This window comes from Deltaproteobacteria bacterium RBG_16_64_85, assembly GCA_001798885.1.
Classification (GTDB): domain Bacteria; phylum Desulfobacterota; class Deferrimicrobia; order Deferrimicrobiales; family Deferrimicrobiaceae; genus FEB-35.
Window position 1 is genome coordinate 1 of sequence record MGQW01000072.1, and the last position, 24425, is coordinate 24425.

Genomic DNA, 24425 nt, shown 5'->3' on the forward strand with positions numbered 1-24425 from the left:
ACGTCGACCGTGCGGTCGATGACGTACGTTCCCTCGCCCCAGACTTTTTTCAAGATCGATTCGCGGGTGAGGACCCGGCCGGGCGCCGAAAGGAGCGCCTGGAGAATGCGGAATTCCTTCGAGGTCAGGGAGACGGCTTTTCCCTTGAAGCGGACCTCGTGGCGGGAGACGTCCATCCGCAATCCGTCGTATTCGAAGACCTTCTCTTCCATTTCTTCCGGCGCCTTCTGGCTGCGGCGGAAGATGGCCTTGATCCGGGCCACGACCTCGCGCGGGCTGAACGGCTTTGGGATATAGTCGTCGGCGCCCAGCTCCAAGCCCACGATCCGGTCCGTCTCGTCCCCCTTTGCGGTGAGCATTGCCACCGGGGTACGCGCGATTTCCCGGTCGGCGCGGATTTTCCTCAACAGCTCCAGCCCGTCCATCTTCGGCAGGAGGATATCGAGCAGGATCAGGTCCGGTTTTTCCGCCCGGGCCTTCGAAAGGCCCTCTTCGCCGTCCTGGGCGACCAGGGGCTGGAAGCCTTCTTTGCGCAGGTAGTGGACCAGGAGATCCCGGATCTCCTTCTCGTCCTCGACGATGAGAATGGATCGGCCCAACGCTTCTCCCGGGGATGCCGGATCGCCACTCATTATATCCCGTCGCGGAGCCGATTCCCCGATGGAAAGACATGTGCGATCCACTATTGCGGATAAATTTCCAATGGAGGGTCCCGCAAAATGTCTCCGGCGGAGCGTCTTTCCCCCCGGGGGATCATCTCAGATTTCCTCTCCACGGTATGGGCAGGGCCGTCTGCCGGGCTAATCCTAGCGTTCCAGCGCATTCCTCATGATCCGGAAGAGGTCCGTGTTGTTGAGCGCCCGCCCGACCTCGGAACTCCCTGGCCCCTGGCCCCAGACAGGAACGTCGGACCCGGTATGCCCGCCCGTGGTCCAGCCGGCTGTTACGTACTCCCCGGGGCGAAGGAGCCGGTCCGCCGGCCCGTTGACGGCGAATCCCCCCGTCTCGTGGTCCGGGGAAACGATGAGGAGGGTATGTTCCCTCCTTTCGGGACTGGCATCGATCCAGTCCAGGACGGTCTTGACGGCCTCGTCGAAAGCCAGCGTCTCACCGACCTGGTACTGCACGTTATTTGCGTGGTTCCCCCAGTCCACCTGGGAGCCCTCCACCATGAGGAAAAAGCCGATTCTCCTTTTCTCCAGAAGGCCCAGCGCCGCTGCGGTCATCTCCGAAAGCCGGGGTTCCGAGGTGCCGGGTGTGCGCAGGCGATCGGGGGTCATCCCCTTCATGGCGAACAACCCGAGCAGCTTGCAAGCGCTATCCGATACGGCCGCATCGAGCTCTGCCTTGGTGCGGACGATCGTGTAACCGGCCTTCATGGCACGCGGGATCAAGTCGCCGGAACTCCCGCAGGGGTCCGCTTTTGCCGGTTGAAATTTGCTCAAACCGCCGCCCAGGAGCACGTCGGGCCGGGTTGTTTCAATGTACTGCCTCGCAATTTCCGTTTCGCAGCTGCGGTTCGCCACGTGGGCGCCGAACGCGGCCGGAGTCGCGTGCGTGATCGTTGAGGTTGCCACCAGGCCCGTGGCCATGCCCATGCCCTTGGCCAATTCCAGGATGCTGGCAGGGTTGGGCCGTCCATCGCCGTGGAAGCAGATCTCCCCGTTGTTGAATTTCTCGCCGCAGGCCCAGGCGGAAGCCGCCGAGGCGGAATCGGTAATCGTGCTGTTTCCCGAGTAGGTTCTCTGGTAGCCGATGTGCTCCAGGGTTTCGAAGTGGAGCAAGGGGCCGTCGATGCCGTTTTTGTAGATTCGGGCCGCGGTCACATCCGCCAGGCCCATGCCGTCGGGGACCATGAAGATGATGTTTTTTGCTTCCCGCCGGTTTACGTATTGCGAATCGAATGAACGTGCAGGGGAAGGGATCGCTAGCGGCAACGAGATGGAGGCCGCTGCGAGAAGCGACAGCCACCGGACACGGGGTTTCATCGTTCCTCTCCGTTGTCCGGTCGGGAAGCCGGCGTCACCGGGAGAGCGGCGCCGTAGGAGGAAGGGACGACGATCCGGAGCTTGACGTCCGTCATCTCGAACCGGACGGGAAGCGGGCTCAAGTAGTCGCCGTCCACCTGCGCGGCGGAGGGGATCCGGGAGCGCACGAGCACCGACTGCGCCTCCCGGATTTCCACGGCGGAGGAGGAAGCGTGTTTCCCCAGCAGCGCGTTGATCGCGAAGCGGAAGATCGCCCATCTCCCGGTTTTCCGCAGGGCGACGACCTGCAAGGCGTTCCCTTCGAGATTGCCGTCGGGGGCCATCGTCACGCCGCCACCGTACTTCTTTCCCCGGCAGACGATCACGGCCTGGGCCTCCATTCGTTCCCTGTCCGGGAACTCCATCCATAGCGTGGGCTGGGAGCGGAGCAGGTGCCGCATCCCGGAAAGGACGTACGCCCCGATCCCCAGTACGTTTTTCTGCCGGTGGCCCATCCGCTCCAGGACCTCGGCGTCGAACCCGGCGGAAGCCAGAAGGACGAAGTACCGTTCCTCCGCCCGGGCCAGCAGGATCTCGATCGTCTTTCCCTCGTCGAGCAGGTTAAGGCACCCTTCCACGCTCTTCGGAAGCCCCACCTCCTGCGCAAATGCGTTCCCCGTTCCATGGGGGATAACGACAAGCCGCGTACGGCTCCCCGCCAGCCCGTTGGCCGCTTCGTTGATCGTCCCGTCCCCGCCGACGGCGATGACGGTTTCCGCGTCCGCGTAAGCGGATTCCCGCGCCAGGAGGACGGCTTCGCCCGGTCCCGAGGTTTCGACGATCTCGAAGGGAATCCCTCGCTCCGAGAGCAGAACGCGAATCCGATCGATCTTCGAGAAGATTTTCGGGCCGGCGACGGGGTTGTAGATCACGCGGGGCATATCCACACCGTATACGCACCCAGGCTCGGAATCAAAACATAAACCGGGATCACTCGTACTTGATGAAAATTCTTTTCGACTCATCCTCCGTTTCCGCAAATTCCTTTCGTGCCAATTTCAACAGGCCGAGGGGGTTCTTCCCTCGTTCCGTCTTTCGTCGCTCCACCAGAATCCCGAGAGGGATCATCTCTTTGGTCTTGTCATCCAGCCGGTAGACGGTGACGGTTTCCAAGGCCGGTTTTCTCCTCTGGGAGAACTACTTCCTGTGCCTCCTCACCGATAGCGGGCGATGCATCATCTCAACCCGGACTCGCCTTGCCGGTGAGGAAGTCTTTCAGGTTATCCTCGGTAACGTGCCATCGCTTTCCGAATTTGACTCCCTTTATCCTTCCTTCCCGGAGCATCTTCTGCACGGTAACGCGGTTGAGGCGGAGGAGTTCTACGAGATCCTCCACCTCATATACCTTGATCCCGCTGATCACCTTCATTCCGAAGATTACTTCCCTTGGGGCGGTTCATCCTGTTTCAGGTAGAGATGAGCCATCCGGTTCACCTTCCCCATGATGATCAAAAGCACAAACAGGGCCGCTATCAGCCCACATCCCTTCAGCAGCACCATCCAAACCACCGGTTCCTCCTGTTATTCGATTTTTCCTTCTGCCCGCAAACCATCCAAAGGAACAGGATTCCAAGAGCGCAATAAAGACCCCACCCATCCCTTGTGGGGAAACAGGCCGAAAGGACAATTCCAAGGAAGATGCCGGAAGGGAGGAGATCCCCTCGCGGTCAAAGAGGGAGGCCGCCTAAAGGTCGTTCTGAAGTGTGGGAACTTTCCGTATACTATCTCCATGGTTGCTTTATATGACTGATTTACTGTTTTTAATATATCTTGTCAAGACTTTTCATGGCCACTCAGGTCATACCATCACTTCATGTTATATAACCATTTCTTAATGTGGATTTACAGATCGGTCCAGGAGTGGGGAATTCTGTCCGAAATCAGGGTGTACGCGGTATCATAATCTTATGGAAAAATCAATCCTCGGACGGCGGGGGGGGGCTCCGCTCATCGTGGCGCATCGCGGGGCGCCGGATCGCGCCCTGGAAAACTCCCTCGCCGGAATCGCCCTTGCCGCGGCCGACGGCGCCGACATGATCGAGTTCGACGTCCGCCTGACCTCCGACGGCGAGCCGGTGGTCCTTCACGATGCCCGTACGGGGCGAACGGCGAAAAAGGACCTTCCCGTCGCCTCGACTCCCTCGGCGCGTCTGCGGGAGATCCAGCTCAAGAACGGGGAGCCGATACCGTTTCTCGCCGACGTGCTGGAACTCCTCCGGGGGAAGATCCCGATCAACATCCATGTCAAGACTCCCGGGGGGGTGGCCGCCGTGTGCCGGGTCCTCTCGGGCGCGGGATACGAGGGGAAAGTGGCGCTTTCTTCCGGCTTGCGGAAAGAGTGCCTGGCGGCACGCTCGCTGCGCCCCGATCTCCCCTGCGGGCTCGTCACGGACCGTCCCTCCGCCTCCGACATCGCCTTCTGCCTCCGGCATTCGCTCCCTTCGATCCATCCGGATCACCGGAGGCTCTCTCTCCTTCGCGTCTGGAAGGTGAAACGAGCGGGGCTGCTGCTGATCCCCTACACGGTGAACGATCCGAAAGTTTTTTTCCGCCTGGCCGACGGCGGCGCGGACGGCGTCTTCTCGAACTGTGCCGGAGTCCTGCGGGCGGCGTGGCGGGAGCGGACCGCCGCGGGAACGGGTGATCCATAGCACCGTGCGCATCGCGCCAGGGGCGCCCGGTACCGGCTCCGCCGTACCCTCCCGCAGTATGCGCCTTCCGTTAGGTGCACGTACCGCCGCGGCTGCAAGTTCCCTTTCCTCGCGGGATGCCGCATCGGAGAGGAAGCCCCCTGCGAGGAATCCAGCGGAACCTGGAAACGCAGCCGATCGCGGCGACGAGAACGCAACGACGGACGGACTCAGCGGCCGAGGTTCCCGGCGAGGATGTATTCCTTCGCGGAGTTGACCGCCGTTGCGGCCTCTCCCGACCCCGCTGTGATCAGCAGGACTTTTCCCGGGTAGGTGACGATGTCGCCTGCCGCGAAGACTCCCGGCAGGTTGGTGGACATGTCGGGGGCGACGGCGATCCCGCTCCCAACGATGTTCAGGCCCCACTGGCGGAACGGCTCCAGGTTGGTGAGCATACCGATCGAGAGGACGATCGCGTCGACCGCGATCTCCTCCTCCTTGCCGCTCCGCTCGTTCCAGATCACCGCGCCGGTGACGTGGTCCTCACCGAGGACGGCCTTCAGGGTGAAGTAGGGGAACTTCACGTTGACACTGGAGGCAAGGAGCCTGTCGACCATCGCCTCGTGGGCCTGGAACCTGTACATCCGGTGGGCCAGGGTGACCTCCGAGGCGATTCCCTCGAGGGAGAGCGCCCAGTCCACGGCGCTGTTCCCCCCGCCCACGATGAGGACCTTCTTTCCGCGGAGCGCCTCGAAGGACCTGAGGTAGTAGTGGATTCCGTGCCCCTCCATGTCGATGAGGTGCGGGATATCGAGCTTGCGGGGGACGAAGGCGCCGCACCCTACCGCGATGATGGCCGTCTGCGCGTAATGGATCCCGTTGACCGTCGTCAGTTCGATCACTCGCTCACCAAGGACGCGGAGCCCGGTGACCCGCTCGGAAAGGACGATCGTGGGCCGGTATTGCATCGTCTGCTCGGTGAGCAGCCGGACCAGGTCGGCGGCGACGATCTTCGGGTGGCCGGCCACGTCGAAGATCTCCTTCTCCGGGTACATGGAAATGAGCCGACCGCCCACCTGGGGGTACATTTCGATGAGCTTGGTCCGGCAATCCCGGAGACCCGCGTAGTAGGCGGCATAGAGCCCCACCGGCCCGGCGCCGACGACGGTGATGTCGTACAACTCGCTTCGCAGCACCATGGCGCATAATATAGCAGAAGAATTGCCGAAAACGCCGGCGTTTCCTTTTACCGGCACTTGCCGGCCGCCTATGGTATAGTCTTACGAATTGCCCGCGGGAGAGACGATTGACGGAGTTGAGATATCTGCCGGTGGCCTGGAAGCGGGGGACCGATTTCCTCGGCAGCCGGTACGCGATCCTTTGCGGAGCCATGACCTGGGTGTCCGAGTCCAACCTCGTATCCGCCATTTCGAACGAGGGGGGGTTCGGGGTCCTCGCCGGGGGAAACATGCCCCCGGACCTGCTGGCGAAGGAAATCGAAGCCACCCGCCGGAAGACGAGGTTCCCCTTCGGGGTCAACCTGATCACGGTCGCCCCGAACTTCCGGGAACAGATCGACGTGGTCGTCCGGGAAAAGGCCCCGTTCGTCTTTTTCGCAGGGAGCATCCCTTCGGGGAAAGACATCGAGCAGGTCAAGGTTTCCGGGGCCAAGCTGATCTGCTTCGCTCCGGTGCTCTCCCTCGCCAGGCGACTCATCAAGCAGGGGGTGGACGCCCTGGTCATCGAGGGGAACGAGGCGGGCGGCCACATCGGGCCCGTCGCCACATCCGTCCTCGCGCAGGAATTTCTCCTGAGCATCACCGAGGTTCCCATCTTCGTGGCGGGGGGGATCGGCACGGGGGAGATGATCGCCCAGTACCTCATGCTTGGCGCGGCGGGGGCCCAGCTGGGGACACGGTTCGTCGTGGCGGAGGAGTGCGTGGCGCATCCCCGTTTCAAGGAGGCGTTCATCAAGGCCCAGGCCCGGGACGCCATGCCGAGCTCGCAGTTCGACGCGTCGCTTCCGACCATCCCGGTGCGCGCCATCTTGAACGAGGGGACGAAGGACTTCAACCGCCTCCAGTTCGAGCTTCTGAGCAAGGTCAAGTCCGGCGAGATTCCCCGCGAGGAGGCCCAGGTCAAGCTCGAGGAGTTCTGGGTCGGCGCCCTGCGCCGCGCCGTGGTGGACGGGGACATCGAGCATGGCTCCCTGATGGCGGGCCAAAGCGTTGCCTTCGTCAAGAAGATCCAGCCCGTGCGCGAAATCATCGAAGACCTGGTGTCCGCGGCGGAGCGCAAACTGGCCGATCTGGCAAACGGTGGACCGCAACCCGCCGGCGGTCAACTTCGCCGATAAGCGCGTAGAACGTTTTTCCGACACTTTCCCACAACCAGAAGGAGTCGCTCCATGTTCCGCATTCTCCCGACTGACCAGGAATTTTTCGTCCTGTTCGAGAAAGCGTCGAAGAACATCCGGGAAGGTGCCGAGCTCCTCAAGAACCTCCTGGACAACTTCGAGAACGTCAAGGAGATGGCTCGTCAGATCGAAGAGGTCGAGCACCGGGGAGACGCGATCACCCACGACATCGTCAAGAAGCTGAACACGACCTTCATCACCCCGATCGATCGCGAGGACATCCTGGCGCTCGCCTCGTCGCTCGACGACATCATCGACCTGATCCACTCTACCTCCACGCGCATCACCCTTTACAAAATTACCGAGTCGACCCCCCAGGCCAAGGAGCTGGGGTTCCTGATCCTCAAGTCCGTACGGGAGCTCCACCGCGGGATCTCCCACATGGGGAAGAACATGGGGAAGAGGATGGACGGGGTGTACGAGCACTGCGTCGAGGTGCACTCGCTGGAGAACGAGGCGGACCGCGTCTGCCGCGACGCGATCGCCTACCTCTTCGAGCACGAGAAGGACCCGATCACGATCCTCAAGTGGAAGGAGGTCTACGAGACCCTGGAGACGGCCACCGATCGCTGCGAGGACGCCGCAAACGTACTCGAAGGGGTAGCGCTCAAGAATGCCTGAGAGCTCGTTCGCGCTCCTTGCGCTGGTCATCGTTGCGGCGCTCGTATTCGACTTCATCAACGGCTTCCACGACACCGCCAACGCGATCGCCACCTGCATCTCGACCCGCGCTCTCTCGATCCGGGACGCTATCCTCATGGCCGCGGGGCTGAACTTCGTCGGGGCGCTGGTCTCCACGCACGTGGCCACGACGATCGGCAAGGAGATCGTCGACCCGTCGCAGGTGACCCAGGTCGTCGTCCTGTCCGCCCTGATCGGCGCCATCTTCTGGGACCTCCTCACCTGGCGCTACGGGATCCCGTCCTCCTCCTCGCACGCGATCATCGGCGGGCTCATCGGGGCGGTGGTGGCGGAACGGGGATGGGGCGTACTCAAATGGGAAGGGATCACGAAGATCCTTGCGGCGATCGTCATCTCTCCGCTGGCGGGGACGCTGATCGCCTTCCTCATCATGGTCGGCATCTTCTGGATCTTCCGGGGCTATCACCCCTCCCCCCTGAACCGGGGGTTCCGAAAGCTCCAGATCGTGTCGGCCGCCTTCATGGCGTTCTCCCACGGCTCCAACGACGCGCAGAAGTCGATGGGCGTCATCACGCTGGCGCTCACCTCGTACGGGGCGATCCATACCTTTCACATCCCGCTTTGGGTAATCCTCTCCTGCGCCGTCTCGATGGCCGTGGGGACGGCGATGGGGGGATGGCGGATCATCAAGACGGTCGGGACCGATATCGTGAAACTTTCGCCCGTCCACGGCTTCTGCGCGGAAACGTCGTCGGCGGGAGTCATCCTCACCGCCTCCGCGATGGGGATCCCCATCAGCACCACCCACGTCATCACCTCGGCCATCCTGGGCGTCGGCCTTTCCCAGGGACACCGGAGGGTGAACTGGATGGTGGGCGCAAGGATCGTGTGGGCCTGGATCCTCACCATCCCGGCCGCCGCCGCCGCCGGGTACTTCTCCTACGACATCCTCGGGCCGCTCTTCCTCCTCCATCGATAGCGGCCGCCCGCAAGGAGGTTCAGACGATGATCCGAAAGATCCAGCACATCGGCGTAGCGGTCCGGAAGCTCGACGACGCCATTCCATTTTACCGCGACGTCCTGGGGCTCGACCTGGTCGGCATCGAGGAAGTCGCCGAGCAGAAGATCCGGGCGGCGGTGTTCCGCGTGGGGGAGAGCACCATCGAGGTGATCGAGTCGACCTCGCCGGACGGCCCGGTCGGGAAGTTCCTCGAGAAGAACGGGGAGGGGATCCACCACCTCTGCTTCCAGGTGGAGGACGCGGCCGCGGCGCTCGCCCGCGCAAAGGAGAAGGGGGCCCGCCTGATCGACGAAACCCCGAGAGTCGGCGTGCACGGCATGAAGATCGGCTTTCTCCACCCGAAGTCGACGTTCGGCGTCCTGACCGAGTTCGCCCAGGAGGGGGACGACCGCCCGTGAGTACCTCTTCCCCCGCTCCGGCTTCCGTCCGAACGCTGCTTTTGTGCTTCCATAACCACCAGCCGGTGGGGAACTTCGATTTCGTCCTCGAGGAGGCAAGCAGGAACGCCTACCTGCCGTTTCTCGAGACCCTCGAGCGCTTTCCCGGGATCAAGCTGACCCTCCACTATTCGGGCTTTCTCCTCCATTGGCTCGCCGACAACCGACCGGACATCCTGCGGCTCCTCAAGGAGTTGGCGTCCCGGGGACAGGTGGAGATTATCGGCGGAGGGATGTACGAGCCGATCCTCGCGCTCCTCCCCGAGCGGGACCGGCTGGGCCAGGTGCGCGCCCTGGCGGAGAGCGTCCGGACCTTTTTCGGGAGGCGGCCGGAGGGTGCCTGGCTCGCCGAGCGGGTCTGGGAACCCGACCTGGTGGCGCCGCTCTCAGCGGCGGGAGTGAAGTATTTCCCCTTGGACGATTACCATTTCCTGCGGGCGGGGCTGGAGCCCATGGAGCTGGACGGAGTCTACCTCACCGAGGCCGGCGGCGCGTCGGTTCGCGTGTTCCCGGGAAGCGAGCTCCTCCGGTACCTGATTCCGTTCGGCGACGTGGAGGAGACGCTGCGCGCCATCGACCGGATGACGTCGAGGGATGTTCCTTACCCGGCGGCGATCTTCGCGGACGACGGGGAGAAGTTCGGCGTCTGGCCCGGGACGCGGAAAAGCGTTTACGAGGAGGGGTGGCTCCGGCGCTTCTTCGAGGGGATCTGGGCGAGGCGGGACGGATTCACGACCATGACCTTCGGGGAATACGCCGCCCGAGCGCCGGTGCGGGGAAGGGTCTATCTTCCCACCTGCTCCTACATCGAGATGGGGGAATGGGCTCTTCCGCCGGGCCGGGCCGCGCGGTTCGGGGACCTGCTCCGCGACTTCCGCGCGGGCGGGATGGCGGAGATGAAGCCGTTCGTACAGGGGGGATTTTTCCGGAACTTCCTGCGCAAGTACGAGGAGGCCAACCAGCTCCACAAGCGGATGTGGTGGGTAAGCGGAAGGGTGGAGGAGGCCGCCCGCAAGGGCGCCGACGCTGCGGGGCGGGATTTCCTCTACCGGGCCCAGTGCAACGATGCCTACTGGCACGGGGTTTTCGGCGGGTTGTACCTGAACCACCTCCGCGAGGCGGCCTACCGGAACCTGCTCCGTGCGGAAGAGGCGTCGGACCGTGTGCTTCACGCCGGCAAGACCCGCTGGACGGAAACCGTCCGGGGCGACCTCGACCTCGACGGCGGGGCGGAGGTGCTCCTGAAGACGCCCGCCCTCACGCTCCTCGTCCACGCGCACGACGGCGGCGCCATCACGGAGATTTCGCTCCCTCCGCGGGGAGTGACGCTCGGGCACGTCCTGACCCGGCGGGAGGAGGGGTACCACGCGAAGCTCCGGAAGGCGGGCGGGTCGTTCGACGGCTCGACCAGCATCCACGACATCATCGTCCTCAAGGACCCGTCGGTGCTCTCGGCGCTGTCGGTCGACCCCTGGCAGCGGGCCTCCTTCCGGGAGGCGATCTACCGGGAGGAGGATCCCTTGGAGAGGATTCTCGGGGATGCCGTTTCCCCCCTGTGCGCCACCGCGGGCAGGGAAACACGCGTGGAGATCACCCGCAGCGGCCCGCGGATCGTCCTCTCCCAGCACTTGCCGCTCTCGGCTCCGGGGGTCGAGCTCACGCTGGAAAAAGTGCTGAAGGTCAACGCGGGGGACGAGGGGTTCCACGTCCGGTACCGCCTCATCAACCAGGGGAAGGAGACGGTCTCCGGCAGGTTCGCTTCGGAGTGGAACCTGAACTTCCTTTCGGGGAGCGGGCCGGACCGAAGATATGAAGGGGTGGGGCAGGATGCGGCGCTTTCCTCCCGCGGCGTGACGGCCGTCCTGCGGGAGTTCCGGATCGTGGACGGATGGCGTAAGGTGTCGGTCAACGCGAAGACGGACCGGGAGTTCGCGCTCCTGCGCTATCCGGTGGAGACCGCATCGCTGTCGGAGTCGGGTGTGGAAAAGCTCCACCAGGGGGTTTGCCTGCGGCTTCTTTTCCCCATCCGCATTCCTCCCGGAGATAATGAACAGTATTCATTGTTTTGGTCCGTATTTTCTATTGCCCCCTGATTTGCAAAACGGTATGTTAAGGCAATTTCGGATCGGTGCTGAACTACCATTCAGAAGGAGGGAGACGATGAGAGTCGCGAGAGGATTGTCCGTACTGGTGGTCCTGATGTTCTCGGCCACGTCGGCGATGGCGGCCGGATTCCGACTTCCCGAGGCGGGGGCCAAAGCGATGGGGATGGGGTTCGCCTTCACCGCGCAGGCGGACGACCCTTCCGCGATCTATTTCAATCCCGCGGGCATCGTCCAGCTCGAGGGGAGCAACTTCAAGGGTGGTATCACCTACGTGAAGGAAAACGGGGGAACATTCACCGGCACGACGCCCCTCACCGGCGGGGCAACCGTAGCCGAGACGCAGAAGGACCTGAATTTCTTCATCCCGAACCTGTTTTTCACGAGGAAGGCTTCCCCGAACTTCGCCTACGGCGTCGGCGTTTTCTCGCCGTTCGGTCTGGGCCAGGAGTACGAGAACCCCAACACGAGCATCTTCCGGAACCAGACCACAAAGATCGACCTGATGACGATTGTCGTCAACCCCACGGTGGCGTGGAAGGTCAACGAGGTCCTGTCGATCGGTGCGGGGATCGATTTCATGTACGGGAGTGCAATATTGGAGAAAACCCCTTTCAGCGTCGCATTGGGAGGCAATCTCTACAATTCGAAACTGGAAGGAAACGGGGATGCCTGGGGATACAACTTCGGGATATTGCTTACGCCATCGAAGGATTTGAAAGTGGGAGTTTCCTACAGGAGTCCATTTTCATTGGAGGTCAAAGACGGGGATGTGGAAATCAGAAATATCAATGGCCCCACGTCCGCCACTTTTTTCGGAGGGGCGACCTCATTTGACACCAAGGGATCCGCGACAATCAACATGCCGGCGACCGCTACGATCGGAGTTGCCTACACAGTCAACCGGCTGACCCTTGAAGTGGACGCAGACTGGACCTTCTGGCACAGTTTCCATAGTCTTGATATCAACATAAAGGATGAAAGGCCTCCTGTCCTGGTGGATACTACCACGGCGAAAAACTGGAAAGACGTGGTGGCGTTGCATGTCGGGGGAGAATACCGTGTATCGGATCCTTTGGCGCTCAGGCTCGGGTTCCGCTACGATCCCACGCCGGTCCCGGCCGAGACGATGGGTCCCGAGCTTCCCGACGCCGACAAATTGTATTACACCGCCGGGGTGGGATACAAATTGAGGAACTGGACGTTCGATATTGCTTACATGTACGTAGACAAGAAGGACAGAACGGTGAACAATCAGACCGCCTCCGCAGGTTTCAACGGCACATGGACGGGAGATGCTCACCTCGTGGCGCTCGACGTCGGGTACAAGTTCTAAACGCCCGGCGCAAGCCAGGAACTCCGAGGGGGCGGCCATTCGGTCGCCCCCTTTTTTTCCGAATCCATCCGCGCCTCTTCCGCTTCTAAAGGTCGATTTCGGACTTCTATAAGGTACATCCACAACATTTAAGGAGGTGCAAGGATGCCTGCGATGGTAAAAAGCCGTGCGCCGGAGTTCACTCTGGACGGGGTGGTCGGGAAAGAGTTCAAGACGGTAAAGCTGACCGATTACAAGGGGAAGTGGGTCGTTCTCTTCTTCTACCCGCTCGATTTCACCTTCGTATGCCCCACCGAGATCCTCGAGTTCTCCCGCAGGGAGAGGGACTTCCTCCGGGAGGACTGCCAGATCCTCGGCGTGAGCGTCGACAGCAAGTACTCCCACCTGGCATGGGTCGAGCACGGGCTTGGGGAGATCTCCTTCCCGCTTCTGGCCGACATCCGCAAGCAGACGGCCCGCGATTACGGCGTTCTCCTCGAGGATGCCGGCGTCTCCCTTCGCGGCACGTTCATCATCGACCCCGAGGGGGTCATCCGGTGGATGCTCGTCCACGATCTGGGCATCGGCCGAAGCGTGGAGGAGGTGCTCCGCGTCCTGCAGAGTCTGAAGACGGGGGAGTTGTGCCCCGCGGAATGGCGGCCGGGGAAGGCGTTCATCCGCGCCTGAGGGGCGTGCCGCCTGCGCCGCCTCGGAGGGGGGCTCCGTTCGTGGCTTCTCGCCGTGCGGTGGACCCGCACGGCTGCGCTTTACCTCACTGCGCCCCCCTCCTGCGGCGGCTCCGCCGAACCCCCTGCAGTTTGCACCTTCCGCTTGTGGCACGCACCACCCGCGAAGCGCCTTCCGTTGAGGGCGCGTACCGCTGTGGGTACGAGTTCCCTGTCTCCGCGGGATGACGCAGCGGGGGGTTCCTCGCAGCGGCCTGTGGAGCGAGGTGCGGATTGCGGCGAGCGTAGCGGAGAGGAAGCCCCCCGCGAGGAATCCCGCGGAACCAGGAAACGCAGCCGATCCCGCCGGGGTGCGTATGTGGCGGGGCGGGGCTAGAGCGCGGAGAGCTCCTTCTCGATCAGTTGGACGTGGCCCTTTTCGAAAGCTGCGAGGTGGTCGAACACCTTCTTCACGTCCGGGCTTTTCGACTTCGAAGAGGCGTCGCTGAACAGCCCCAAGGCTTCCTTCTCGAGCGAGAGCGCCAGCTCCAGGACTTCCTTCTTCCCCTTCAGTTTCGCGATCTTTCCGAGCAGCTCCTTGTGGGTGTCCTGCACCAGCTCGTCGATGTCGGGAAGTCCTTCCCTGCCGAGAATGTCCTTGTAGGGGGCCCAGCACTCGGAGCGCACGTTCTCGTCGAATTCGTTCTCCAGGATGAGAAAGTGCCCCTTCTCGTCCATCGCGAGCTTTTCGAGGGTCTTCCGGAGCGATTCGTCCGCGACGAGCTTCCGGGCGCGCTTGTAGAAGACGTACGCGGCGATCTCGGACTCGATCCCCAGGTTCAGATACTTGAGCGCCTCTTCGCTGAATTTCATCGATGGGGTCCTCCGGCGATAGTGGATGAGGCAGCGCCAAGAATACCACGGCGGGAGAGGCACGTTCAACCCCGGCGGGGCTGCGCTGCCTCCCTCGGTTTCACCTGCCGGGGCTTCGTTTTCGCGGCGCACGGCCGCGGCCCTCACACCGCTCAGGTGCCCCCGTAGCCGATGGTCACCTTGCCTTCTTCCAGGAGGACCGGCACGTCGCGGCCCCCCCGGGTCAAGGACGTCATCTCGGCCATCGCCGCCTTGTCGTGCTGCACATCCTTGTACGTCACCTCCGCACCGGCCTTCTCGTAGTCCCTACGAGCTTGGATGGTGTAGGGTCAGCTGTCCTTCCCGAAGATCGTCACCTTTCGCTGCATGTCTAGCCTCCTACTCCTGCCATGGCTCTCAGTCGTTGGATGCGCAGCTCCGTCGGCGGGTGCGTGGACATCAGCGCGGAGGAATCGGCCGTGAACGTGCGGAGCGGGTTCACGATGAACAGGTGCTGGGTGCCCCGGTTCTCCCCCGGCACCTCCGCCCCTTCCCGGGAGATTTTCTCCAGCGCGGAAGCCAGCCCCAGCGGGTTTCGCGTGAACTCCGCCCCCGCGGCGTCGGCGTGGTACTCCCGCTGCCGGGAGATGCTCATCTGGAGCAGCCGGGCGGCCAGCGGGGCGAGCACTGCGAGCACGATTCCCAGGAGCAGGAAGGCGACGTTTCCACGGCCTCCCCCCCCGCCCCCGCTTCGTCCCCTTCCCCGGAAGAAAAACGTGTCGCGCAGGAACAGGTCCGAGAGCAGGACGATGGCGCCGACGAGCACGACCGCGTTGACATTGTACAGCGTGTCGCGGCTTTTCACATGCGCCATCTCGTGGGCGATGACGCCCTGGAGCTCCTCCCGGCTCAGTCGGCCAAGGAGACCCGTGGTCACCGTGATCGTTGCCTCTTCCGGCTTCCTCCCCGTGGCGAAGGCGTTGATTCCCTGTGCGTCCATCACGTACACTTTCGGCATGGGCAGTCCCGCCGCGATTTTCATCTCCTCGACGACGTTCCGAAGCTGCTGATGTTCCTCGGGATCGGCTTCCCTGGCATCGTGGATCGAGAGGACGATCGAGGAACCGCTGAAGTAGGCGGTGGAAGCCAGGATGGCGTACAGGATCAGGGCGAGGGATAGCCCGAGCTCGAGACTTCCGTAGGCTTTCCCGATGACCCCCCCGAGCCCGAAAAAGGCGACGAGCAGAAGAAGGAAAAGGAGCCTCGACATGCGCACGTTGCTCGCCGCGGCCTCGTTGAAGGGAAGCATCTGCACGGGGCGCAGGGACGAGAACCCCCTGTGCGCGAAAGGCTCCTGGCAGAGGTTGCAGTAGACCGCGTCGGCGGGATTTTGCGTCCCGCACTTGGGACACGATCGCCCGAAGGTTTGGGGGACATTCCGATCTCGAGTCTCGCGTCGAGGAGTGTCCCCCCCCATGGGTTTACCTCAGGTCGGCTTTCGGGACGGCCTTGTCTTCCTCTCCGGCGGTGAAATATTCCGAGGGCCTGAAGTCGAACACCGATGCGATCACGTTGGAGGGGATCGACTGGATCGTATTATTGTACGTCATTACCGAATCGTTGTAGTACTGGCGCGCGAAGGAGATCTTGTTCTCGGTGCCGGTCAGCTCTTCCTGCAGCGACGCCACGTTTTGGTTGGCTTTGAGATCCGGGTAGTTCTCCGCGACGGCGAAGAGGCTTTTCAGCGATTCCGTGAGAGCGTTCTCCGCCTCGGCCTGCGCGGCGGCCCCCTTTGCGGAGACGGCCGTGCCCCTCGCCTCGACCACACGGGTAAGCGTCTCCTGTTCATAGGTCATGTAGTCCTTGACGACCTCGACAAGGTTGGGGATGAGGTCGTGGCGGCGCTTCAGCTGCACCTCGATCTGGTGCCAGGCGTTCTGGATCTGGTTGCGCAGCCGGACGAGCCGGTTGTACGTCCCGACGAACCAGGCCACGACGGCCACCGCGACGATTGCCGGAATCCAATGCATGTCTCTGGTCTCCCCGTTGGTTTTTTCCCGACGGACCGCTATTCCCCGGCCAGTCTAACGGATGTAAGATGAATGTCAACTTGAAGCCCTCTTCCGACAAAAACAGGGACGCAAAGCCTTCGGGCGGCCCGCTGTTTCCCGAGCTCCTGGCTCCAGCGGGCTCCGTGGAGGCGTACTTCGCCGCGGTATCGGCGGGGGCGGACGCGGTCTACCTCGGCCTCCAGAAGTTCAGCGCCCGCGAGCGGGCGGAGAACTTCACGCTGGAGGAGCTCTGCCGCGTCCTGCCGCACGCGCGGCAGCGCGGGGTTCGCGTCTACCTTGCGATGAACACCGTCCTCACGGAGGCCGACCTCCCCGAGGCGATCGCGATGCTGCACCAGGCGGCGCCCCTTCTCCCCGACGCCGTCATCGTGCAGGACCTGGGCCTCCTGCGGATCGTGCGAGAGTTCTTCCCCGGGATCTCTCTCCATGTCAGCACGCAGGCAGGGTGCGCCTCGGCCGCGGCCGCGGGGGAATTCGCCCGACTGGGAGCGGAACGGGTGATCCTGGAACGCCACCTGCGGCTCGAGGAGGTGCGGCAGATCGTCGCCCGATCCCGGGTCGACGTCGAGATCTTCGTGCACGGCGCGATGTGCTACTCCTATTCGGGGAAGTGCTTCTTCTCCTCCTATCTCGGGGGCAAGTCCGGCAACCGCGGGGCGTGCGTGCAGCCGTGCCGGCGCCTCTACGGACATGAAGGGGGGGAGGAGGCGGTTTTTTCGACGCGCGACCTTTCCCTGGTCGATCTCCTCCCGGAGCTCGTCCCGCTGGGGTTTGCCGCCTTCAAGATCGAAGGGCGGATGCGAAGCGCGGAGTACGTCGCCGGCGTGGTGTCCGCCTACCGGACCGCACTGGACCTCATCCGCTCGGGAAAGCCCGCGGAGGGTGTCGCAGAGGGAAGGAAGATCCTGTCCGAAGTGATCGGCCGGGAAGAAACGCGGGGGCTCACGGGGGGGGCGTTCCCCGGCGAGGTCGTCGCGGGGGGAAGCACCGGGAACGTGGGGGAACTGCTGGGCGCCATCCGCGAGGTTCGCGACGGGTGGGCGTTTCTCCCCGGAGAGGTGCCTGTTTCGCGGGGAGACCGGCTCCGGGTGCAGTTCCAGAGCGACGGCTCGGGGAAGGGCTTCACGGCGCTTTCGATGAGGGCCGATCCGCGCGGCTTCTACGTGACGGTTCCTTTCCCCGTTTCCCCGGGGGATCTCCTGTTCCGCGTGGGAGGCGGAGGACGCGCGGAGATCACCCGCCAGGCCAGGAAGGAAATGGATGCGATCCGGCCGGAGGGGGCGCGCTTCCACGTTGTCGTCGGGGAGACGGTCGTCGCCGTCGAAGCGGCTTACGGGAGGGTGAAGCAATCGTTCTCCTTCCGTATTTCGGGAGGGAGGGACTCCGCGGGGAGCAGGCTTCCACCCGACGCCGAAGGAAAGCTGGCGGCCGTCTACCACTGCGACCTCCCGCTGGGGGAGATCCGCGTCGAGGGGCACGGCGCCGGGGTTTCCTGGCCCGACGTGGAGGCCCTGTTCGTCAAGGCCGCCCGGAAGTTCGACAAGGATTTCTATCTCGCAGGAAAGGAGCTGCGCCTCTCCATCCTCCCCGCGCTCCGTGTGGCGGGGAACCGACAGGAGAAGATTCCGGCGGTTTTCTTTACCGGCTGCCGGGCCGACCAGCTGGCGTACCTTCCCGCGGGAGAAGAGATCGTTCCCGTTGTGGAATTTTCCCGCGGGCTCGCGCGGGATCCCTCTCCGGCCGGCCAGGGAGCGTTCCGGAACCGGGCCTACCTCCGGCTGCCGGCGCCCTTCCTGGAGGCCGACGCCGCGTTTCTCCGGCGGACCGTCAAGGAAGCGGTCCGAAAGGGGCACCGGCGATGGGTGGTTTCCGACGTCGGCCATTTCGGGCTATTCTCCGGGTTCGACCTGCGGCGGGAAGTGACCCTGATCAGCGATTCCTACCTGTATGCCTTCAACATGGGGGCGCTGTCCGTCCTGTCCCGGATGGGCGCTTCGCGGATGGTCCTCCCCATCGAGGCGCCGCTTTCCTCCCTCCGGGCGGTGGGAAAATATCTGCACGGGCTGGGAATCGCGGTGGCCTACGCATCCATCCCCCTCATGATTTCCCGGCTGGTCCCCGCCGGTGGGGTCCGGGGAGGGGAAGTCGTGAGTCCGAGGGCGGAACGGTTCACCGTCGAGGTGGACGAACGGGGTTCGACCCTCCGGCCCGTGCGGCCGTTCTCCGCCTCCGGGGCCCTGCACGAGATCCGCGCCGCGGGGATTCAGGATTTTTACGTGGACGTGCGGCACGTTCCCCCGCAAGAGATCGGGGCGATCTTTATCGCACTGCGGGAGGACCGGAAGATCCCCGATGCGTCCACCTTCAACCTCTTCCGGGGTAATTTCTGACTTGGCGGCGATAGAAAAGGTCCGCAACATCGGGATCATCGCCCACATCGACGCCGGGAAGACGACGTTCACGGAGCGTGTGCTGTTCTACGCGGGGGTCACCCACCGCATGGGGGAGGTCCACGAGGGGGACGCCCAGATGGACTACCTCCCGCAGGAGCGGGAGCGCGGGATCACGATCACGGCGGCGGTGACCCAGTTTTCCTGGCTGGGGGCGGAGGTCCACCTGATCGACACGCCGGGACACGTCGACTTCACGATCGAGGTGGAACGCTCGCTGCGTGTGCTGGATGCCGCCGTGGTGATCTTCGAGGGGGTGGCCGGCGTGGAGGCGCAGTCCGAGGTGGTATGGAGACAGGCGGACCGGCACCGTGTCCCCCGCCTGGCCTTCATCAACAAGATCGACCGTCCGGGCGCGGACTTCGACCGGGTGATCGCGGAGATGAAGAAGAATCTGGGCGCCCGGGGGGTGCCGGTGACCGTTCCGCTCTTCCTGGACGGGGCATTCCGATCCGTGGCCGACCTCCTCACCATGGAGCGGCTGGAGTTTTCGGAAAACGGCGAGGGGTCGGAAGTCCGGCGAGCGCCCTTGTCGGACGAAGAGAAAACGGGCGTCGCCCGCTATCGCGAGGCACTGCTGGAGGCGGCGGCCGACGCCGACGACGCCGTTGCGGAAAAATTCCTTGCCGGCGAGGAGATCCCCCTCCCGCTGCTCCGGGGGGCGGTGCGCAAAGGCACGATCGCTGCACGTTTCTTCCCCGTGTACGCCGGCGCCGCGCTACGCAACAAGGGGATTCAGCCGGTGATGGACGGGATCGTCCACTTCCTGCCGTCCCCCGTGGAGGCCCCCCCCATGAGAGGGGACAATCCCCGAACGGGAGTCCCCGCGAAACGGGAACCCAGCCCGCAGGCCCCCTTCTCGGCGCTCGTGTTCAAGGTGCTGATCGAAGAGGGGCGCCGCACGGTCTACCTTCGGGTCTACTCCGGAAAGGTGTCGGAAGGGGACGTGGTGTACAACGCAACGACCGGCGGGGAAGAAAAGATCGCGCGCCTGTTCCGCATCCACGCGGCGAAGAAGGAGCGGATCGAGGAGGCGAGGGCGGGGGACATCGTCGGAGCCATGGGGGTGAAATCGGCGCGCACCGGCGACACGCTCTCCGATCCGAAGGTTCCCATCGTCTACGAATCCATCGAGATCCGGAAGCCGGTGGTGTCGATCGCCGTGGAGCCGAGGACCCTTCGCGACATGGACCGCCTGAGGGACACGCTGGACAACATCATCGACGAGGATCCCACCCTTTCGTGCAGGGAGGACGCCGACACCGGCCAGATCCTCCTGTCGGGAATGGGAGAGCTCCACCTGGAAGTGCTGGTGGAGCGGCTGGCGCGGGACTTCGGGCTCGCCGTCCGCACGGGGAAGCCGCAGGTCGTCTACCGGGAGACGGTCTCCGAGGCGGGCGAGGCGGAGACGGTCTTCGAGCGGGAGATTGCGGAGCGGCTGGTGAGCGTCAAGATCGCCCTCTCCGTGCGGCCTGCCCCCCGCGGCTCCGGCGTGAAGATCTCCGACCGGCTGCGGCTGCTTTCCCTTCCCCAGGAGGCGGCCGACGCGGTGGAGCAGGGGGTCCGCGAAGGGACGTTCACGGGCATCCTCGGGTACCCCGTGGACGACGTAACGGTGGAGGTCTCCCACGTGGAGTTCCTCTCCGGGACCGCGTCGCCGCTTGTGGCCAAGGTGGCGGCCGTTCGAGCCTTCCTCATCGCCTGCGAGAAGGGGAGGCCGTACCTGCTGGAGCCGATCATGGAGGTGGAGATCCATGTGCCGGACGAGTTCCTCGGCGGAGTCATCGGCGACATCAACTCCCGGAGGGGGCGCGTGACCCTGGTGGACCGGCGGCAGGAGGCGAGCCTCCTCAGCGCCCAGGTGCCGCTGAAGGAAATGTTCGGGTACGTGACGGCCCTCCGTTCCCTGTCGCAGGGGAGGGGGACGTACCTGATGAAATTCTCGCACTACGATCGGGCCTAGAAGCGCTGGAGGCGGAATGAAGACCTTCGACGAGGAGTTCTACAAGCAGCGCGTGAACACGTTTCCCTTCGTGAAGCTCATGGGGATGCGGCTCCTGTCCTCGGGCGGCGGAAAGAGCGTGATGGAGTGCAGGATCCGGCCGGTCCTGAAAAATTCGGGGGGGACGCTGCACGGCGGAGTGATCGGGGCGCTGGTCGACATGTCGGTGGCCACCGCGCTGCGGAGCGTGATGCCGCTCTCTTCGAGGATGACCACCGTGGAGTACAAGGTGAACTTTTTAGAGTCCGTCCCCGAGGGGACGGTCACAGCGCACGGGAACATCCTCCGGCTCGGGAGGACGATCGCGGCAGGGGCCACGGAGATCCGGAACGAGGCGGGCGAGGTCGTCGCCTTCGGCTCGGCGACCTACTATATCCTGAACGTCCGGTCCGCGGCGGAGACCCCTGCTATAATGGAGAGGAAAACGACGCGGGGGAGGAAGCCGAAATGACCAGGGAAGGGCTCATCAAACCGGAAATGATGGTGGGGGACGTCCTCAAGGAGTACCCCGCCGTCCGGGGAAAGGTCAAGGAGCTCTTCGGAGCGGAGTGCCTGCAGTGCCGCTCGAACCGGCTGGAGACGATCCTCTATACGTCCTGGCACAAGGGGCTGGATCCCGCACAGGTCTGCCGCGAGCTGAACGCCGTCCTCAAGGCGAAATAGCGACGTACCGGTCCCCCTCGCGGGCCGCTTCTCCCCTTGCGAGCATTCCTTCCAGGTGCTTGGACAAAAGCGCCCACTCTCCGTAATCGAACCACGGGCCCGGATGCCCTTCCCCGTAGATGATCCTGCGGTCGATGATCTCCCTTATGCTGTGCGGCTGCCGCAGGAAATCGCGCAGCGTCTCTTCCCGGCGGTCGATGTGAGAGAGGTACGCGTCCATCTTGGGGCCGATGTTTCCCCGGTGGACGGCGATCTCGTGGGAGACGACATGGATCCCGGAGCCGATCTCCGCCAGCCGTTTCGCAGAGCGGCGGAACGCCTCGATGCCTCCGGGCTTGTCGCCGTACCAGGGACCGAAATCGGTGAGGTCGTAGTCGGCGAGAAACAGGACACCGACGGAGGGAAACAGGAGGCACAGATGGCCGGGGGTGTGCCCGGGCGCGATCACGGCGACCGCCTCGGTGCGGCCGAACCGAAGGCGCTCCCCGTCGGCGATCCGCCGGGCGATCCGGCGGGGCCGGAAGGAAAATTTCTCCGTGAGCAGATTCCGGAAGAACGGGTCCCACTCCGACCCCACGACGCCGTATCGGTCCAGCAGGACCTCCAAGGATTCCAGCGCGGGCGCGTCCTCCTCCGTCGCCCACACCTCCACCTCCGGCAGCAGGTGGAGGAAGTGAAAATGGTCCTCGTGGTAGTGGGTCATCACGATGACCCTCAATCCCTCTTCCTTCTTCAGGCGGAGGATGTCCTGGAGGTCCGATCCGCAGTCGAACAGCACCCCGCCCCCGTCGCGAAGATAGAGCGAATGGGCGTACGGATACCGCCCGCCCTTGCCGCCCTCGATCAGCCATATCCGTTCGGTGAGCCGCTGGATCATCCGCCTCCCTCTATTGCGTTCCGTTTCGCCGCAACCGGCTCCGCTGCCTCGCAGGGGGGCCTGTCCCCCGGTTGCATTATGCGCCTCGGACGGAAGGCGCATACCACAGGAGAGTCCGGCGCAGCGGGCCCTTCCCGCGGTGCAGCGCCTTCCGTGCCTGTGGCGCGTGATTCGCCGAATCGGGTTATGATGGTGGATATTTTACGCAGGGAGGATGGGCGCCGCATATGCGAAAAATCCTGCTGCTCCCGTTTTGCCTGGCCCGGCCGGCGCAGGAAGAGATCGAGCGGATGGCCGCCGAAAGCGGCTACGCGGTGGTCGTCGCGCGCTCGACCGCGAAGGCGCTGAACGAGGTGCGCCGGCACATGGGACCCGGCAGCGGGGAGCCGGTGCGGATCGTGGGCGTGGTGTGCGACGGGAGGGCGAAGAAGGTCTGGGCGGGGCTCCTGCTCCTGAAGGTCCGCCAGTGGGGAAAAAAGGCGCTGGGTCTCAAGGTCCGCAGGATCGAGCTGGCACGCGTGGGGATCGTCGGAGGGACCAAGGCGCTCTTCGGCCGAAGGAGCTGCAACGTGGGATTCAATCTTGCCGACGAGGAGGGGTTGCGGCGCGCCCTGTCCGGCGGCGACACCTACATGCGTTTTTAGGCAGGCGGCGCGGAAGGGGGTTCTGCCTCGGGCGGCCCGGGAGGATGGAAGACGTCGCTCCTTCTCCGGATCGATTTTGCCGTCCCGCTGCGCAACAGGAGGGCGCAGAGGAAGTAGACCGCCGCGATGACCGCCCCTCCGGCGGCGAAGCGGAGGACCGCCCCCGGAAACGTTTCCCAGGAAACCCACCGGGAGGAAATTCCCATCGCATACGATCCGGCAAGGGCGGCGGCTCCCCCCGACAACGCCATCTTCGAGTACTCGAGGATCTGCCCGAGCCCCTTCTTCCCTACGGTCTTCCCCATGAGGATTCCGTAGAGCGCCGTGGCGTGGAGGAAAATGCCGATGCTGCTTGCCAGCGCCAGTCCGAAGACGCCCAAATTCTGCCGGAGGAAGTAGTAGGCGGGAAGGCTCAAAAGCCACGCTCCGGTCCCGACCAGCGTGGGGGTCCAGGTGTCCTTCATGGCGAAGAACCCGCGCGAGGCGATCGCCTGCCCGCACCAGAACGGGATCCCGATGGCGAAGGCGGTAAGGGCGGAGGCGGTCGAAATCGTGTCGTCGATGGTGAACGCGCCGCGCTTGAAGACGGCCAGCACGACCTCCCGGGAGAGGACGCCGGTGATCGCGGCCGCCGCGCAGGAGACGAAGAAGACCCACCGAAGCGTCGCCGACAGCGTTTCCCACATCGCCTCCTTCTCTCCCCGCGCGGCCTGCGCCGAAAGGAACGGGTAGGAGGCCACCCCCGATGCCTGGCCGAAGATGCCGATGGGCACCTGCATCAGCCGCCGCGCGTTGTTGAGCCAGGTGATCGCCCCCGCCAGGAGGAACGAGCCGAAGAGCCGGGTCATCCACTCGTCGACGACCACCAGGGAGAACCCGAGCATGATCGGGATCGAGAGCCGGACGAACTCCCGGAACCCGGGGTCGGCGAAGTCGAGCCGCGGGGAAAATTCCAGGCCCGACCTGCGGGCCCCGTAGAGCTGAATGGCGAAGTTCCCGAGGAACGAACCGATGAGGACTCCCCAGGCGAATCCGGCCATCCCGAGGAAAGGTCCCAGGGCAAGCCCCCCGGCGATGATCCCGGCATTGTAGATCAGCGGAGCGGTGGCGGGGAGGAAGAACTGGTTCCGTGCGTACTGGACGGCCATCAGCAGCCCTCCCAGGTAGAAGAAGATCTGCGCGGGGAGGACGATCCGCGTGAGCCTTGCGGCGATGGCGATCTGGTCCGGCGGGAACCCGGGGGCGATCAATGGAATCAAACGTTCTGCGAGGAATTCCCCGAGGATCACGAAGAAGAGCATCGCGACGCCCATGATGGTGGCGATCGTCGAGAAGGAACGATGCCCTTCGGCCTCCCTTCCCTCCGCGAGGGTTCGGGCGAAGATCGGGATGAACGTGATCGAAAGGGCCCCGCCCGCAAGGAGATAGTTGAGGAAATCGGGGATCGTGAAGGCGGCGAAGAAAGCATCGGTCTCGGGGGTCGCCCCGTGCTGGTAGGCGATGACCGCGTCGCGGGCGTACCCCAGGATGCGGCTCAGGAAAACGGACGCCATCATGAGGGCCGCCGCGCGGCCCATCTGTTTCCGGGCGGAAGGGGACATCGATGTGAC

General features: G+C 64.1%; 24 protein-coding genes and 1 pseudogene. 12 read left to right on the top strand and 13 right to left on the bottom strand.

Annotated features, from left to right (window positions below; translation table 11 throughout):
- The 5 genes from A2Z13_03130 to A2Z13_03150 form a co-directional block, all read right to left on the bottom strand.
- On the bottom strand, positions 1–599 hold a 599-nt coding region (locus A2Z13_03130; protein OGP77058.1), incomplete at its 3' end, for a DNA-binding response regulator.
- A gap of 207 nt (positions 600–806) precedes the next feature.
- Positions 807–1988: a hypothetical protein gene (locus tag A2Z13_03135; GenBank protein OGP77059.1), complete on the bottom strand. Its 1182-nt coding sequence runs from the start codon at positions 1986–1988 to the stop codon at positions 807–809.
- Complete coding sequence (locus A2Z13_03140; protein OGP77060.1) at positions 1985–2899, bottom strand: hypothetical protein; 915 nt, start codon at positions 2897–2899, stop codon at positions 1985–1987. Before A2Z13_03140 ends, A2Z13_03135 begins: the two co-directional genes overlap by 4 nt.
- A gap of 58 nt (positions 2900–2957) precedes the next feature.
- On the bottom strand, positions 2958–3140 hold the full coding sequence (locus A2Z13_03145) for a hypothetical protein (GenBank protein OGP77061.1): 183 nt from the start codon (positions 3138–3140) through the stop codon (positions 2958–2960).
- Positions 3141–3207: 67 nt separating this feature from the next.
- Positions 3208–3396, bottom strand: coding sequence for a hypothetical protein (locus A2Z13_03150; protein ID OGP77062.1), 189 nt, complete (start codon positions 3394–3396; stop codon positions 3208–3210).
- Positions 3397–3934: 538 nt separating this feature from the next.
- On the opposite strand from A2Z13_03150, the gene A2Z13_03155 reads away from it, so the two are divergent.
- A complete protein-coding gene (locus tag A2Z13_03155) occupies positions 3935–4678 on the top strand; it encodes a hypothetical protein (GenBank protein OGP77063.1) in 744 nt (247 codons plus the stop codon).
- A 209-nt stretch (positions 4679–4887) separates the two neighbouring features.
- Here A2Z13_03155 and A2Z13_03160 read toward each other — a convergent pair whose 3' ends face one another.
- Positions 4888–5856: a hypothetical protein gene (locus A2Z13_03160; GenBank protein OGP77064.1), complete on the bottom strand. Its 969-nt coding sequence runs from the start codon at positions 5854–5856 to the stop codon at positions 4888–4890.
- A gap of 107 nt (positions 5857–5963) precedes the next feature.
- Between A2Z13_03160 and A2Z13_03165 the strand changes: the two genes are divergently transcribed.
- The 7 genes from A2Z13_03165 (at position 5964) to A2Z13_03195 (ending at position 13277) form a co-directional block, all read left to right on the top strand.
- A complete protein-coding gene (locus A2Z13_03165; GenBank protein ID OGP77065.1) occupies positions 5964–7013 on the top strand; it encodes a 2-nitropropane dioxygenase in 1050 nt (349 codons plus the stop codon).
- Between the two features lie 51 nt (positions 7014–7064).
- A complete protein-coding gene (locus tag A2Z13_03170) occupies positions 7065–7694 on the top strand; it encodes a phosphate transport regulator (GenBank protein OGP77066.1) in 630 nt (209 codons plus the stop codon).
- Positions 7687–8694, top strand: a complete 1008-nt coding sequence (locus tag A2Z13_03175; protein OGP77067.1) for an inorganic phosphate transporter — start codon at positions 7687–7689, stop codon at positions 8692–8694. Before A2Z13_03170 ends, A2Z13_03175 begins: the two co-directional genes overlap by 8 nt.
- A gap of 26 nt (positions 8695–8720) precedes the next feature.
- The gene (locus tag A2Z13_03180) at positions 8721–9134 is read left to right on the top strand and encodes a methylmalonyl-CoA epimerase (GenBank protein OGP77068.1); all 414 of its coding nucleotides are present in this window, start codon (positions 8721–8723) and stop codon (positions 9132–9134) included.
- Complete coding sequence (locus tag A2Z13_03185) at positions 9131–11266, top strand: hypothetical protein (protein ID OGP77069.1); 2136 nt, start codon at positions 9131–9133, stop codon at positions 11264–11266. Before A2Z13_03180 ends, A2Z13_03185 begins: the two co-directional genes overlap by 4 nt.
- Positions 11267–11351: 85 nt before the next feature.
- A complete protein-coding gene (locus tag A2Z13_03190; GenBank protein OGP77070.1) occupies positions 11352–12611 on the top strand; it encodes a hypothetical protein in 1260 nt (419 codons plus the stop codon).
- A 144-nt stretch (positions 12612–12755) separates the two neighbouring features.
- Positions 12756–13277: a thioredoxin peroxidase gene (locus A2Z13_03195; protein ID OGP77071.1), complete on the top strand. Its 522-nt coding sequence runs from the start codon at positions 12756–12758 to the stop codon at positions 13275–13277.
- 371 nt (positions 13278–13648) lie between these two features.
- Here the strand turns inward: A2Z13_03195 and A2Z13_03200 are convergent, their stop codons facing one another.
- The 5 genes and pseudogenes from A2Z13_03200 to A2Z13_03220 all read right to left on the bottom strand — a co-directional run bounded on the left by A2Z13_03200 (position 13649) and on the right by A2Z13_03220 (position 18062).
- Complete coding sequence (locus A2Z13_03200; protein OGP77072.1) at positions 13649–14128, bottom strand: hypothetical protein; 480 nt, start codon at positions 14126–14128, stop codon at positions 13649–13651.
- A gap of 152 nt (positions 14129–14280) precedes the next feature.
- Positions 14281–14496 (bottom strand): annotated as a pseudogene (locus A2Z13_03205) (hypothetical protein).
- A 2-nt stretch (positions 14497–14498) separates the two neighbouring features.
- Entirely contained in the window at positions 14499–15377 is an 879-nt protein-coding gene (locus tag A2Z13_03210; GenBank protein OGP77116.1) for a hypothetical protein, read from the bottom strand.
- A gap of 211 nt (positions 15378–15588) precedes the next feature.
- Complete coding sequence (locus A2Z13_03215) at positions 15589–16137, bottom strand: hypothetical protein (protein OGP77073.1); 549 nt, start codon at positions 16135–16137, stop codon at positions 15589–15591.
- Between the two features lie 38 nt (positions 16138–16175).
- Positions 16176–18062 carry a hypothetical protein gene (locus A2Z13_03220; protein OGP77074.1) on the bottom strand — a complete coding sequence of 629 codons (1887 nt, stop codon included), beginning with the start codon at positions 18060–18062 and terminating at the stop codon, positions 16176–16178.
- Positions 18063–18531: 469 nt separating this feature from the next.
- Between A2Z13_03220 and A2Z13_03225 the strand changes: the two genes are divergently transcribed.
- Genes A2Z13_03225 through A2Z13_03235 form a run of 3 tightly spaced genes read left to right on the top strand, consistent with a single transcriptional unit; the run spans position 18532 to position 21294 of the window.
- Positions 18532–20592 (top strand): translation elongation factor G, encoded by a 2061-nt coding sequence (locus tag A2Z13_03225; protein ID OGP77075.1) that lies wholly within the window; start codon positions 18532–18534, stop codon positions 20590–20592.
- A 16-nt stretch (positions 20593–20608) separates the two neighbouring features.
- Positions 20609–21082 (top strand): hypothetical protein, encoded by a 474-nt coding sequence (locus A2Z13_03230; GenBank protein ID OGP77076.1) that lies wholly within the window; start codon positions 20609–20611, stop codon positions 21080–21082.
- Positions 21079–21294 carry a hypothetical protein gene (locus A2Z13_03235; GenBank protein OGP77077.1) on the top strand — a complete coding sequence of 72 codons (216 nt, stop codon included), beginning with the start codon at positions 21079–21081 and terminating at the stop codon, positions 21292–21294. The genes A2Z13_03230 and A2Z13_03235 overlap by 4 nt, the downstream gene beginning before the upstream one ends.
- On the opposite strand, the gene A2Z13_03240 is transcribed toward A2Z13_03235, so the two are convergent.
- The gene (locus tag A2Z13_03240) at positions 21281–22171 is read right to left on the bottom strand and encodes a hypothetical protein (protein ID OGP77078.1); all 891 of its coding nucleotides are present in this window, start codon (positions 22169–22171) and stop codon (positions 21281–21283) included. The two genes, A2Z13_03235 and A2Z13_03240, sit on opposite strands and share 14 nt — an antisense overlap.
- 227 nt (positions 22172–22398) lie before the next feature.
- On the opposite strand from A2Z13_03240, the gene A2Z13_03245 reads away from it, so the two are divergent.
- Positions 22399–22815: a hypothetical protein gene (locus tag A2Z13_03245; protein ID OGP77079.1), complete on the top strand. Its 417-nt coding sequence runs from the start codon at positions 22399–22401 to the stop codon at positions 22813–22815.
- Here A2Z13_03245 and A2Z13_03250 read toward each other — a convergent pair.
- Positions 22812–24416 carry a murein biosynthesis integral membrane protein MurJ gene (locus tag A2Z13_03250; protein ID OGP77080.1) on the bottom strand — a complete coding sequence of 535 codons (1605 nt, stop codon included), beginning with the start codon at positions 24414–24416 and terminating at the stop codon, positions 22812–22814. The two genes, A2Z13_03245 and A2Z13_03250, sit on opposite strands and share 4 nt — an antisense overlap.
- Positions 24417–24425: the final 9 nt, after the last annotated feature.